We start from the raw sequence: 13,434 nt of genomic DNA, 5'->3' as shown, positions 1-13,434 counted from the left end.
ACTGTAGAATCAGCGCGATTTTTTACTTCCAGGGTCAGGGATATGTCGCATCGCGTTGTCAGCGCTTTCTTGCTGCTAGTGTTCAGCAGCATCAGTCAGGCGCAAAGCCCGGCTCCGGCGATTTCCTATACCCGTGATATCCAGCCGATTTTCACCGAGAAATGCGTGGCCTGCCACGCCTGCTACGACTCCGCCTGCCAGCTCAACCTGGGCAGCGCCGAGGGCGCGGCGCGTGGCGCTTCGAAGGTTCCGGTGTATGACGGCGACCGCAGCAAGGCGCTCAAGCCGACGCGCCTGTTCATTGATGCCCAGACCCCATTGCAGTGGCGGCAGAAGAAGTTCTATTCGGTGCTCGACGCCCAAGGCAGCCAGGCAGCCCTGATGGCGCGTATGCTGGAGCTGGGGCACCGCACGCCCTTGCAGCCCAATGCCAAGTTGCCGGACGAGATCGTGCTGGGGCTGAACCGGCAGAACATGTGCCCGCTACCCGAGGAGTTCGACGGCTATGCCGGTGCCCATCCGAAGGAAGGCATGCCGTTGGCGGTCACCGGCCTGACCGACAACCAATACCGGACCCTGCGTTCCTGGCTGGCCATTGGCGCCCCGATGGATACCCAGCCACTGGCGCCGACCACCAGCGAAGCGCGGCAGATCGCCCAGTGGGAGAGCCTGCTCAACGCGCCGGGTGCCCGGGAAAGCCTGGTGGGCCGCTGGCTCTATGAACACTGGTTCCTGGCACACATCTATTTCGACGGTGGCGCGTCCGGCCATTTCTTCCAGTGGGTGCGTTCGCGCACGCCCAGTGGCCAGCCGATCGACCTGATCAACACCCGGCGTCCCAACGACGATCCCGGCACCCAGGTCTACTACCGCCTGTGGCCGGTAGAGGGGGCGATCGTCCACAAGACCCACATCACCTATGCCCTGAACGCGGCGAAGATGGCCCGGGTCAAGACCCTGTTCTACAGCGGCAACTGGCAGGTCAGTGCCTTGCCGGGCTACGGTCCGCAACGCCGGGCCAACCCGTTCGAGACCTTCGAGGCGATCCCGGCCGCGGCGCGCTACCAGTTCATGCTCGACAACGCCGAGTATTTCGTCGATACCTTCATCCGGGGGCCGGTCTGTCGTGGACAGATCGCCACCGACGTGATCCGTGACAACTTCTGGGCGCTGTTCCAGGCGCCGGAGCATGACCTGTACATCACCGATCCGAGCTACCGTGGCAAGGCCACGCCGTTGCTGGCGATGCCTGGGCAGAACGATGATGTCGGCAGCGTGCTGAGCCTGTGGCTGGCCTATCGGGACAAGCGCAACGAATACGAGTCGCTGCGCACCGAGGCCTACGCCGCCGTACCGCCGCCCAGTTGGTCAAGCCTGTGGGCTGGCAACGACAATGCCTTGCTGAGCATTTTCCGTCATTTCGACAGCGCCACCGTCACCAAGGGCCTGATCGGCGAAGTGCCGCAGACCATGTGGCTGTTCGACTATCCACTGCTGGAACGCACCTACTACCAATTGGCGGTGAACTTCGACGTGTTCGGCAACGTCTCGCACCAGGCCCAGACCCGGCTGTATTTCGACCTGATCCGCAACGGTGCGGAGCAGAACTTCCTGCGCTTGATGCCGGCTGACTCCCGTGACGACTACCTCGACGATTGGTACCAGAACAGTGGCAAGATCAAGCTGTGGATGGACTACGAGAGCATCGACGACAGCACGCCGAGCGCGTTGAAGCTGCAGGGCAAGGACCCGAAACTCGACTTCGCCCGGCAGTTGCTGGCGCGTTATGGCGATCTCGACGCCCATCCGGACCCGATCAATCGGTGCAGCGGCGCCTACTGCTCGCGACCCAATATCGCCCCGGCCCTGCAGGAGGCCGAGCAATCGCTGAGTCGCCTGGCCTCGCGCCCGGCGGCGGGGCTCAAGGTGATCGATCAACTGCCCGAGGCCACGATGCTGCGGGTCGAGACCCGTGATGGCAAGCGTGAGGTCTACAGCCTGCTGCGCAACCGTGCCCACAGCAACGTTGCGTTCATGCTTGGCGAGGCCTATCGCTACCAGCCAGGCTTGGACACCGTGACGATCTATCCGGGCGTGCTGAGCAGCTACCCGAACTTCATGTTCAACGTACCGGCCGAGCAGGTTCCGGCGTTCGTCGACGCCATGGAACAGGCCAGGGATGCGGCGGCGTTCGAGCAGATCGTCCAGCGCTGGGGCATTCGCCGCAGCCACCCGCAGTTCTGGTTCTATTTCCATGACCTGACGACCTATCTCAAGGAAACCGATCCGATAAATGCCGGTGTGCTGGACATGAACCGCTACGAGAATCTGTAGGCAGGGCCATTCGAAACGACTGTGGTGAGCGGTGGCCATGAGTAGGGTGGATATTCGGGGGTAGTGGCCATGAGTGGCGTGGATCTCCAGGGGTAATGGCCTTGAGTAGGGTGGATGTCTAGGGGTAGGGAGGATGTCCAGGGGTAGATGTGGCGAGCGGGCTTGCCCGCGCTCGACTGCAAGGCAGTCGCAAAGCCGGTAACCCCGATATACCTGGCGTATCGCTCCGTCTGTGTTTGGGGCCGCTTTGCGGCCCAGCGCGGGCAAGCCCGCTCGCCACAGGTCCAACACCAAAGCCAGTACCAAACCCAGCACCAGAGCCCGGCTGAGCCCCAGCCCCAGCCCGCCAGATTTCGGCGTACGGCTTGGTGTGCTTTTCCGACAAAAATACTAGGACTTTGTCCAGTGGCTCGATTTGGCGTAGACTGATGGCAATCTGTGAGGAGATTCCATGAGCGCCATAACCATTACCGATGCCGCACACGATTATCTGGCGGACCTGCTGTCGAAGCAGAACACTCCAGGGATCGGTATCCGCATCTTCATTACCCAGCCAGGCACCCAGTACGCCGAGACTTGCATTGCCTACTGCAAGCCGGGCGAGGAAAAGCCTGAAGACACCGCCCTGGGGCTGAAAAGCTTCACCGCGTGGATCGATTCGTTCAGCGAGGCGTTCCTCGATGACGCGGTGGTCGACTACGCCACCGACCGCATGGGTGGCCAGCTGACCATCAAGGCGCCGAACGCCAAGGTGCCGATGGTCAGTGCCGACAGCCCGATCAACGAGCGCATCAACTATTACCTGCAGACCGAGATCAATCCGGGGCTGGCCAGCCACGGCGGCCAGGTCAGTCTGATCGACGTGGTCGAGGATGGCATTGCCGTGCTGCAGTTCGGCGGCGGTTGCCAGGGTTGTGGCCAGGCCGACGTGACCTTGAAGGAAGGCATCGAGCGGACCTTGCTCGAGCGCATCCCCGAGCTCAAGGGCGTGCGTGACGTGACCGACCATACGCAGAAAGAAAACGCCTACTACTGAGTCCGGTAGCAGGGCGTTCGCTGCCTTGAGTCGCAAAAAAAACGGTGCCCGTGAGTACCGTTTTTTATTGCCTGAAGATCTGTGGTGCCTGTACCGCCGCTTTCGCGGATAAATCCTGCTCCCGCGGTTTGCGGTGCGCCTGAGTGAATCTGATGGGGCCAACGGTCCAGCTTTTTAGGGGGACTGTTCAACTCTGTGGGAGCAGGATCTATCCGCGAAGAGGCCCTGCGGCCTGGCTCCGATCCTGCAGATAATCGCGCAACCGCTCCTGCAGGTACGGCACTCCCAGCGGATGCTCCAGGTACTCGGCAATCGGCATCATTCGCCAATACTGGCCCTCATCGCCGAAACGAATTGCCTCGATTTCCGCCATGCTCAGTTGCCCCACCAGGAACCACGAATGGCTGCCCGGCTGCGTCACGCTGGGATAGCGCCGAGTCCACTCGATGCGTTCGGCGCCGATCCGCAGGGAAAACTCCTCATCCAGCTCCCGCAACGCACACTCGCTCGGGCTTTCTTCTCCTTCACGGCCACCGCCGGCAAAGTCCCAGTGGCCGGGGTAGGGGATGCTGTCTTTCATGTCACGCAGATAGGTCAGCAACTGGTCGCCGCAGAGCAATGCCAGCTTGGCCCCGGAAAATGCCTGTTCGGACATGGATCGCTGCTCCTTTGGTTCAGGGTCGATAGAGATGGGCATGGCCAGCCCGGTATAGCGACGATTCGCTGAAGTGATCACTGCCCAGCACCCGTCCCACAAGAATCAGCGCAGTGCGCCGAAACCCCTTGGCCTCGACCTTGGCCTGGATATCCGCCAGCGTGCCCAGCACCCAGTCCTGGTCAGGCCAGGTGGCGCGATGGATTACCGCAATCGGGCAGTCCGCGCCGTAGTGGGGTGTCAGTTCCTCGACGATTTTCGCCAGATGATTGACTCCCAGGTGAATCGCCATGGTCGCCTTGTGCCGGGCCAGGTCGCCCAGTTCCTCGCCGGCGGGCATCGCGGTCTTGTCGGCATAACGGGTCAGGATCACGCTCTGGGAAATGTCCGGCAGCGTCAGTTCGGCTCCGAGCAGGGCGGCGCAGGCCGCGGTAGCCGTGACGCCGGGAATGATTTCATAACCGATGCCCAGTTCACGCAAATGGCGGATCTGCTCACCGATGGCACCGTACAGTGAAGGGTCCCCGGAGTGCACCCGGGCGACATCCTGTCCGCGGGCGTCGGCTGTCTTGATCAACTCGATGATCTGTTCCAGGTGCAGCTCGGCACTGTTGATCACCTGGTCGGCGCGGTGGCCGTCCAGCACTGCCATGGGTACCAGGGAGCCGGCGTAGATGATGACCGGGCAACGGCGAATCAGTCGCTGGCCCTTGACGGTGATGAGTTCCGGATCGCCGGGCCCGGCACCGATGAAATAGACGGTCATAAGCTTCTCTGAGCGGGATTTGCGCAAGGTCGTGCGTGCCAGTCACTCGGTACTCACCTGATGGTTTTCAGGTGCGGAGTCTGGGCCTACATGAATAACGCTCATGCAGGAAAGGGTGATTATCGAGGGTTTTGTCCTGTCCAGGCCAGCGCAAAGGTGGCCTGAGGGTGTTTCTGTCGTGAAATCAGCAGGCTTGCCGGTTCCTGGCCCAGCTGTTCGGCCAGGGCCAGCGCGGCACTTTCGGCGATACCATGGCAGCCGGTATGGGCGAATACCTGGCTGGAACGATGAGTCAGCCGTGGCTCGTAAGGTTGCAGCGCGGCGGCACTGAAGAACACCAGTGGTAGTTTCAGGTACCGGGCCAGCTCAAGCAGTCCCGGTTCACTGTGTTTGCCGTCGATGCTGGCCAGGCCCGAGATGTTCGCCGGGTCGATTCGGTGAGCCAGCAGGGCGTCTTCCAGCAACCCCAGCAGGATCGATGCCTCGCAACCTTGCCGGCAGCCGAAACCAACCGCGAGGGTTGGTTTCGTGTGGGGTGTTGTCATGCCGGGTATTGGCCGTCTTGTCTGCGGCGGAACATCCAGGCACTGATCAGGCCCAGGGCCAGCCAGAACACGGCGTTGGTCAGTTGCGAGGCGATCTTGAATTGTGCTTCCAGTGCTTCCGGCGCCAGGCTGGAATGTACCTCGGGTTGGGGAGCGCCGATCACATGGGGCACCACGACGATCGCCACGCCCAGCAACTTGATCGCCCAGTGCCGGCCAAACACCACCAGGGCGATAGCCACGGCGGTGGACGCCGCGGTGCTGGCCCACCAGATTTGCCGTTGCAACAAGTCTGCGGCGGCGGTGCCGGGCAGTTCCGGTGGCAGTCCGAGGGTCGGTGCCAGGCAGAAGGTTGCGTAGCCGGCCAGGCCCCAGAGCAGTCCCTGGGACGCGCGATTGGGCGCACGCAGGGTATAGAGCCCGGCTAGCATCAGGGCGAAACCGACCGCCACCACCAGGTTGCCGCCCGTTGTGGACAGCACGCGCTGCCAGCCATCTTCCGGTTCCCAGGCCTCTTCGTCGTGGCCCTCATGGCTGTGGCCGGCCATGGCCGTATCGGTGTGCTCGTGGCTCTCGCTGGCGGGGGCTTTTTCATAGGTCTCCGCCTGGAGAATCAACGGCGCGACCCAGAAACTTTGCAGCAAGGTCAGCAGCAGGGCGGCCAGCAGTCCGCTGAAACCGGCGGTTTGGGCAATACGCTTGATCATGGCCGGGTTCTCAGTGGCACGGGAAGGCAGCGCTGTGGCGCGTGTCGTGGGCGGCGTTGTGAACGGCGTCGATGTGCGAGAAGCCGGCGAAATACACCAGCAGGGCGCCCAGTACGCTGGCACCGATGGCGGCGACAAGGCGTTGGCTGCGGGTCGATGTAGCGGCGTTGGAATGGCTGGCGGTGGTAACGGACATGGCGCTTCCCTCTGGATTTTCAGCGGGCGGCCAAGCGCAGAAAAACCTCGCGGGTCGGGCCCGGAGGTTTCAACAGCGCCTGCCCACCGCAGGTTTGTCATTCGATTTTCCGGGCCGGTCTCCGGGCTCGCGAGGGGTTCCAGCCTGGCTCGAACCTTCCAGCATCACCTTCCCATGCCGAATGGCACAGTGGATCTGACGCTTCTCTCGCTTACCGTTGCGGGGGCAGCACCGGACTGGTCAAGCGTGATGAAGCATCCGCCGACGCACCGGTTTCCCGTTTCACCCTGTGAAGGGCACCCAGAACAGACGCGTAGGAAAACATGCCGTCGGCCGATGCGTCAACCGCGTCGACCGGTGCGTCGATGCTGGCTGAAGGCTTGGCAATGTCCAGCAGGCAGCTCAACTTAAAGTGAATTCTAGAAATATAAATATCAGTTAAAACATGGAGTTATATGATGCTTTTTATCTTGTTTCTAAGTTGGTCGATCGAAAACGGCTTGCCGATCACCTGCATGCCCGCAGGCACCTCAATGCTTTCGGCGTAGCCGCTGGCGAATAGCACCGACAGTTCTGGGCGGACCTGCCGTGCGCTCCTTGCCAGGTCACGGCCATCCATGCCCGGTAGTCCGACGTCGGTCATCAGCAGGTCGATGCTCGTCGCCCGGTTGTTGAGTATTTCCAGGGCCGAGTCGCTGTCGCTGGCCTCCAGCACATTGAATTCCAGCTCCTCGAGCACGTCGACGATCAGCATGCGGACAATGGCATCGTCTTCGACGACGAGGATGGTGGAACTGGCTGCACACATAGGATGGTCTTCCGGGAAAATGAACGCGGGGTAGGCAGGGCTGCCTGTCTTTGCATTGGTAAGCGGCCGAGCGGCACAAGTTCTGCTTCTTATACAAAAAAAGTCTGCTGTATAAGCGTTGAGGATAGCGGGTCTGGTTGATGCTGGGCAGTGCACAGCCGGAAAATGCCTTCTACGCTGTGAGAAAAATGAATCTTTTCCTCAGAATTACGGCAAAATCCTTAATTTTCAAGACTTCCTCCGGGGCCCGAAATGAATTCACCGTCTTCGGTTGATGAGCAAAGCTTCCGCAAACTTCTGAGTCGCAACATCAGTCTGCCCTTGGGCGTGGGTGTGCTCAGCGCAGTCTTCTTCGTTTCCCTGATCACCTATCTGCTGTCGGTGATCCAGTGGGTGCAACACACCGACCGGGTGATCAATAACGTCAACGAGGCGATGAAACTGTCCGTCGACCTGGAAACCGGCATGCGCGGTTTCCTGATCACCGGCGATGAGCATTTCCTCGACCCCTATGAAGTCGCCAAGCCGAAGATCGTTGCCGGGTTGCGCGGTTTGCAGGAGTTGGTGGCGGACAACCCGCAACAGGTCGACCGCTTCAGGCGTATCGAGGCCTTGCAGGACTCCTGGACCGAATATGCGCAGTCGATGATCGATCTGCAGCGCTCCAAGGGCGACTACCGCGAAGCGGTCAAGGCCGGACGTGGCAAGCGCCTGACCGATGAAATCCGCAGCGAATATGAAAATGCGATCGAGACCGAGCAGCAGCTGCGCCTGGCGCGCAACGACGATGTTCGGCGTACGACCCTCTGGACCATCGCCCTGTACCTGACCTTCGTGCTGGGCCTGAGCGCAGTTCTGGCTTATGTCGGAAGAAAGAATTTATTAGATCTTTCAGCGTCTTACAGCAAGAATCTCATGGCGCAACTGAAGAGTTCGGAGCACCTGGAAAAGCAGGCCTGGCTGCGTGACGGCCAGACCCGGTTGTCGGCGCAGATGCTCGGCCAACTGAGTCTCAGCCCGCTGGGCCGCAATGTCCTGCAGTTTTGTGCCAACTATCTGGGCAGTGCGGTCGCCGCTGCCTATGTCCGCGAGGAGCACGGTGGCTTCCGGCGCATTGCCTCCTATGGTTTTTCCCGTGAGCAGGAGCAGCATCGGCAGGATATCTTCACCGATGAAGGCGTGGTCGGGCAGGCTGCCAGCCAGGCGCGGCTGATTCGTCTCGACGAGGTTCCGGAAGATTATTTCAAGGTCAGTTCCGGTCTTGGCGAGGGCTTGCCGCGCAGCGTGGTCGTGGTACCAACCACCAACGACGGGCAGGTCAACGGCGTGATCGAGCTGGGTTTCCTGCGTACGCTGGGCGAGCGTGACATCGACCTGCTGGAACTGATCGCCGACAGCATCGGTACCTCCCTCGAAGCAGCCCGTTATCGCCAGCGCCTGCAGGAAGTGCTGGCCGAGACCCAGCAACTGAATGAGGAGCTGCAGGTCCAGCAGGAAGAACTCAAGACTGCCAACGAGGAACTGGAAGAGCAGTCCAGGGTGCTCAAGGAGTCCCAGGCACACCTGGAAACCCAGCAGACCGAGCTGGAGCAGAGCAACGAGCAACTGGCCGAACAACGCGATGCCCTGGACCGCAAGAACGGCGAATTGAACCAGGCCCAGGTCGAGCTGGAAGAACGTGCGGAACAGTTGCAGCGCTCGAGCAAATACAAGTCCGAGTTCCTGGCCAACATGTCGCACGAGTTGCGTACGCCACTCAACAGCTCGCTTATCCTGGCCAAGCTGCTGGCGGAGAATCCCCAGGAAAACCTCACTGGCGAACAGGTCAAGTTCGCCGAGTCGATCTATTCCGCCGGCAACGACCTGTTGAACCTGATCAACGACATTCTCGACATCGCGAAGGTCGAGGCGGGCAAGCTCGAAGTACGCCCGGAAAACACCAGCGTGGTTCGTCTGGTGGCAGGGTTGAACAGCCTGTTCCTGCCACTGGCGAACGACAAGGGCCTTGATTTCAGCGTGGTGATCGAGCCGGACGCGCCCGAAGCACTGTTCACCGATCGCCAGCGTCTGGAGCAGGTACTCAAGAACCTGTTGTCGAACGCGGTGAAATTTACCGAGAAAGGCCAGGTCAGCCTGACCGTATCGAGCCGGCCGGGCGTGGGTATCGTCTTCAATGTCCGCGACACCGGTATCGGCATTGCCCGCGAACAGCACGAAAGCATTTTCGAAGCGTTCCACCAGGCCGATGGCACCACCAACCGTCGCTACGGCGGAACCGGCCTTGGCCTGTCGATCTCCCGCGACCTGGCGGCCCTGCTTGGCGGTTCGATCAGCGTCGCCAGCGAGCCGGGCCAGGGCAGCGTGTTCACCCTGGCGCTGCCGCGTGAATACACCATGGCCCGCAGTGACGTGCCGGTGGCCCAGGCACCGGTGCATGCGCCGGCTGCGCTGACCAGCATCCCGCGTCGCGAGCCGTCGGCGTTGGTCGAGACGCCGATCGAGCGGTTCGCCGATGATCGCGACAAGGCGCCTTTTGAAGGCCGCAGCATCCTGGTGATCGAGGACGAGCCGAGTTTTGCCCAGATTCTCTACGACCTGGCTCACGAACTCGGCTACCAGTGCCTGGTCGCCCACGGTGCCGACGAGGGCTTCGGTCTGGCGGCGCAGTTTATTCCAGACGCGATCCTGCTGGACATGCGCCTGCCCGATCACTCCGGGCTGACGGTACTGCAGCGCCTCAAGGAACTGGCGCCGACCCGACACATCCCGGTGCATGTGATTTCCGTCGAGGACCGCGTCGAGACCGCCATGCACATGGGCGCCATGGGCTACGCGGTCAAGCCGACCACCCGTGACGAACTCAAGGAGGTCTTCTCCCGGCTCGAGGCCAAGCTGACCCAGAAGGTCAAGCGCGTGCTACTGGTCGAGGATGACGATCTGCAACGCGACAGCATTGCCCGGCTGATTGGCGACGACGATATCCAGATCACCGCAGTGGGGCTGGCCCAGGACGCTTTGGACCTGCTGCGCGAGAATGTCTACGACTGCATGATCATCGATCTCAAATTGCCGGACATGCTCGGCAACGAATTGCTCAAGCGCATGTCTACCGAGGACATCCGCTCGTTCCCGCCGGTGATTGTCTACACCGGGCGCAACCTGACCCGTGATGAGGAAGCCGAGCTGCGCAAGTATTCGCGCTCGATCATTATCAAGGGTGCCCGATCGCCGGAACGCCTGCTCGACGAAGTGACGCTGTTTCTGCACAAAGTCGAATCGCAGCTGTCCAACGAGCGCCAGCACATGCTCAAGACCGCGCGCAGCCGCGACAAGGTCTTCGAGGGGCGCCGGGTGTTGCTGGTGGACGACGATGTGCGCAACATCTTCGCCCTCACCAGTGCCCTGGAGCACAAGGGTGCCATCGTCGAGATCGGTCGTAACGGCCGTGAAGCGATCGAGCGCCTCAATGCCGTCGACGACATCGACCTGGTATTGATGGATGTGATGATGCCGGAAATGGATGGTTATGAAGCGACCATCGAGATTCGCAAGGATCCACGCTGGCGCAAGCTGCCGATCATCGCGGTGACGGCCAAGGCGATGAAGGACGACCAGGAACGCTGTCTGCAAGCGGGTGCCAACGACTACCTGGCCAAGCCGATTGACCTGGATCGCCTGTTCTCGCTGATTCGTGTGTGGTTGCCGAAAATGGAAAGGATCTAGTGCAGCAAAATATCGATATTGAAATACGCCTCCTGATCGAGGCGATCTACCTGAAGTACAGCTACGATTTTCGTGATTACTCCGGCGCGTCGATCAAGCGCCGGGTTGTCCACGCCCTGCGCCAGTTCGATTGCGCGACCATTTCGGCGCTGCAGGAGCGGGTTTTGCACGATCCAGCGGCGTTCATGCAGTTGCTGCAGTTCCTGACCATTCCTGTCAGCGAGATGTTTCGTGACCCCAGTCATTTCCTGGCGATTCGCCAGGAAGTGGTGCCGCTGCTCAAGACCTATCCATCAATCAAGATCTGGGTCGCCGGTTGCAGCACCGGGGAGGAGGTCTATTCGATGGCCATCCTGCTGCGCGAGGAAGGCTTGCTCGACCGGACCATCATCTACGCTACCGACATCAATCCCAGCTCGCTGGAAAAGGCCAAGCAGGGGATCTTTTCCCTGGACAACGTGCGAGCCTACAACCAGAACTATCTGCAGGCCGGCGGCCAGCGGGATTTTTCCGAGTACTACACGGCTGCCTATGGCTATGCGATTTTCGACAAGAGCCTGCGTGACAACGTGACCTTCGCCGATCACAGCCTTGCGACCGATAGCGTGTTCTCTGAAACTCAATTAATTTCTTGCCGTAACGTATTGATTTATTTCAATAAAAAGCTACAGAATCGAGCATTTGGGCTGTTTCACGAGTCGCTCTGCCACCGTGGCTTTCTGGTGTTGGGCAGCAAGGAGACCCTGGACTTTTCCTCCTTTGGCAAGCACTTCGAGACCTTGGTCAAGCAAGAGCGGATTTATCGCAAGCTATGAACAGACTGGCCCTTGAGTTCACTCAGCGACGCATTCAAGCCATCGCCATGGGCGCTTCGGCGGGTGGCGTCGAGGCGTTGCTGACGGTGTTCAGTGAGTTGCCCAGCGGTTTTCGCCTGCCGATCGCGGTCGTGCTGCACATGCCCGAGGAGCGCCAGAGCCATCTGGCCGAGGTGTTCGCCCGGCGCCTGTCGATGCCGGTCAAGGAAGCTGTCGACAAGGAATCGATCTCGCCGGGGACCATCTATTTCGCCAGTCCCGGCTATCACTTGTCGGTTGAGCAGGACCACAGTTTTTCCTTCAGTTGCGAGGCGAGGGTGAATTATTCGCGGCCTTCCATCGATTATCTTTTCGAGTCATGTGCCGACGCCTATGGACCGCAACTGATGGCTATCCTGCTGACCGGGGCCAATCACGACGGTGCCAGCGGGCTGGCCCAGGTCAAGGCCCAGGGTGGCCTGACGGTCGTGCAGGACCCGCGCGAGGCGCGGGTGGCGACGATGCCCGAGGCGGCTCTTGCCTTACATGTACCCGACTACATACTCCCTCTTCGCGGCATCGGCCGCCTGCTTGTCGAGCTGGAACGAATCGCATGCTAAGTACTGTCCAGGCCAAACTGCTGATCGTTGACGATCTGCCGGAAAATCTGTTGGCGCTGGAGGCGCTGATCAAACGCGAGGATCGTGTCGTCTATAAGGCTCTGTCCGCCGATGAAGCCCTGTCGCTGCTGCTGCAGCACGAATTCGCCATGGCGATTCTCGATGTGCAGATGCCCGGCATGAACGGTTTCGAACTGGCCGAGCTGATGCGCGGCACGGAGAAGACCAAGAACATCCCGATCGTCTTTGTCAGTGCCGGTGGCCGTGAACTCAACTACGCCTTCAAGGGCTATGAAAGCGGGGCGGTGGACTTTCTCTACAAGCCGCTGGACACCCATGCGGTAAAAAGCAAGGTCAATGTATTCGTCGAGCTGTATCGCCAGAGCAAGGCGATGAAGCAGCAGGTCGAGGCCCTGGAGCAGAGTCGGCGCGAGCAGGAGGCGTTGCTCAAGGAGCTGCAGGCGACCCAGGAGGAGTTGCAGCGGGCGGTACGCATGCGCGACGACTTCATGTCGATCGTCTCCCATGAAGTGCGTACGCCGCTCAACGGGCTGATCCTCGAAACCCAGTTGCGCAAGATGCACCTGGCCCGCAACAATGCGGCAGCCTTCACCCTCGACAAGATGAACGCGATGGTCGAACGCGATGAGCGGCAGATCCAGAGCCTGATCCGGTTGATCGAGGACATGCTCGACGTGTCGCGCATCCGCACCGGCAAACTGTCGATCCAGCCGAATCGCTTCGACCTTTCGCAGCTGGTGGCCAAGTTGCTCGAAGGTTTCGCGCCGCAGGTCCAGGCCGCCGAATCGAGCCTGAGCTACGAGATGAGCGGGCCGGTGGAAGGCAACTGGGACGAGTTCCGTATCGAGCAGGTGATCTCCAACCTGTTGACCAACGCGCTTCGATATGGCGCGAAAAGCCCGATCGACGTTCGTGTCTATGCCGAGGGGGCCCATGCCTGTATCGAGGTCCGCGACCGCGGGATCGGTATCAGCGAGGAAAACCAGAAGCGCATTTTCCAGCAGTTCGAGCGCGTCTCGGCGGGGCATGCGATCGCCGGATTGGGCCTGGGGCTGTTCATTTCCGAGCAGATTGTCGCTGCCCATGGCGGCACGATCACGGTGTGCAGCAGGCTCGGCGAAGGCTCGACCTTCCGTGTGTGCCTGCCATTGCAGGAAAACCGGTAAACCGACGCAACCTCCGGCAGAGCCGGTGGTCGTATTGGCAGAAATTAGAAAATGAAGGTTTTC

12 protein-coding genes and 1 riboswitch are annotated in these 13,434 nt (G+C 60.8%); of the genes, 6 read left to right on the top strand and 6 right to left on the bottom strand.

What is annotated here, in order from left to right:
* Positions 1 to 42: 42 nt before the first annotated feature.
* Positions 43 to 2,334, top strand: coding sequence for a fatty acid cis/trans isomerase (locus AC6I6U_RS19575; RefSeq protein ID WP_497877673.1), 2,292 nt, complete (start codon positions 43 to 45; stop codon positions 2,332 to 2,334).
* Between the two features lie 451 nt (positions 2,335 to 2,785).
* Positions 2,786 to 3,370, top strand: a complete 585-nt coding sequence (gene nfuA, locus AC6I6U_RS19570) for a Fe-S biogenesis protein NfuA (protein ID WP_186682864.1) — start codon at positions 2,786 to 2,788, stop codon at positions 3,368 to 3,370.
* A gap of 208 nt (positions 3,371 to 3,578) precedes the next feature.
* Here nfuA and AC6I6U_RS19565 read toward each other — a convergent pair whose 3' ends face one another.
* From AC6I6U_RS19565 to AC6I6U_RS19540, 6 genes are all read right to left on the bottom strand, one after another.
* Positions 3,579 to 4,025 carry an NUDIX hydrolase gene (locus AC6I6U_RS19565; protein WP_497877672.1) on the bottom strand — a complete coding sequence of 149 codons (447 nt, stop codon included), beginning with the start codon at positions 4,023 to 4,025 and terminating at the stop codon, positions 3,579 to 3,581.
* Between the two features lie 19 nt (positions 4,026 to 4,044).
* Positions 4,045 to 4,791 (bottom strand): precorrin-4 C(11)-methyltransferase, encoded by a 747-nt coding sequence (cobM, locus tag AC6I6U_RS19560; RefSeq protein WP_497877671.1) that lies wholly within the window; start codon positions 4,789 to 4,791, stop codon positions 4,045 to 4,047.
* Between the two features lie 119 nt (positions 4,792 to 4,910).
* On the bottom strand, positions 4,911 to 5,336 hold the full coding sequence (locus AC6I6U_RS19555) for a cobalamin biosynthesis protein (protein ID WP_497877670.1): 426 nt from the start codon (positions 5,334 to 5,336) through the stop codon (positions 4,911 to 4,913).
* Positions 5,333 to 6,043, bottom strand: a complete 711-nt coding sequence (locus AC6I6U_RS19550) for a CbtA family protein (protein WP_497877669.1) — start codon at positions 6,041 to 6,043, stop codon at positions 5,333 to 5,335. The genes AC6I6U_RS19555 and AC6I6U_RS19550 overlap by 4 nt, the downstream gene beginning before the upstream one ends.
* A 10-nt stretch (positions 6,044 to 6,053) precedes the next feature.
* Positions 6,054 to 6,239, bottom strand: a complete 186-nt coding sequence (locus AC6I6U_RS19545) for a CbtB domain-containing protein (protein ID WP_497877668.1) — start codon at positions 6,237 to 6,239, stop codon at positions 6,054 to 6,056.
* A gap of 95 nt (positions 6,240 to 6,334) precedes the next feature.
* Positions 6,335 to 6,558: riboswitch (cobalamin riboswitch) on the bottom strand.
* Between the two features lie 132 nt (positions 6,559 to 6,690).
* The gene (locus AC6I6U_RS19540) at positions 6,691 to 7,047 is read right to left on the bottom strand and encodes a response regulator (RefSeq protein WP_497877667.1); all 357 of its coding nucleotides are present in this window, start codon (positions 7,045 to 7,047) and stop codon (positions 6,691 to 6,693) included.
* Between the two features lie 252 nt (positions 7,048 to 7,299).
* Here AC6I6U_RS19540 and AC6I6U_RS19535 point away from each other — a divergent pair, with 252 nt between their 5' ends.
* The 4 genes from AC6I6U_RS19535 to AC6I6U_RS19520 are packed head-to-tail and all read left to right on the top strand — an operon-like array spanning position 7,300 to position 13,371.
* Positions 7,300 to 10,770, top strand: a complete 3,471-nt coding sequence (locus AC6I6U_RS19535; RefSeq protein ID WP_497877666.1) for a response regulator — start codon at positions 7,300 to 7,302, stop codon at positions 10,768 to 10,770.
* Complete coding sequence (locus AC6I6U_RS19530; protein WP_497877665.1) at positions 10,770 to 11,585, top strand: CheR family methyltransferase; 816 nt, start codon at positions 10,770 to 10,772, stop codon at positions 11,583 to 11,585. Before AC6I6U_RS19535 ends, AC6I6U_RS19530 begins: the two co-directional genes overlap by 1 nt.
* Positions 11,582 to 12,184, top strand: a complete 603-nt coding sequence (locus AC6I6U_RS19525) for a chemotaxis protein CheB (RefSeq protein ID WP_497877664.1) — start codon at positions 11,582 to 11,584, stop codon at positions 12,182 to 12,184. The genes AC6I6U_RS19530 and AC6I6U_RS19525 overlap by 4 nt, the downstream gene beginning before the upstream one ends.
* On the top strand, positions 12,178 to 13,371 hold the full coding sequence (locus AC6I6U_RS19520; protein ID WP_497877663.1) for a hybrid sensor histidine kinase/response regulator: 1,194 nt from the start codon (positions 12,178 to 12,180) through the stop codon (positions 13,369 to 13,371). The genes AC6I6U_RS19525 and AC6I6U_RS19520 overlap by 7 nt, the downstream gene beginning before the upstream one ends.
* Positions 13,372 to 13,434: the final 63 nt, after the last annotated feature.

It is taken from the genome of Pseudomonas sp. UTLPPB19802 (assembly GCF_059730225.1).
The sequence above is the reverse complement of the archived record's forward strand: the minus strand, read 5'-3'. Positions and strand labels throughout refer to the sequence as shown.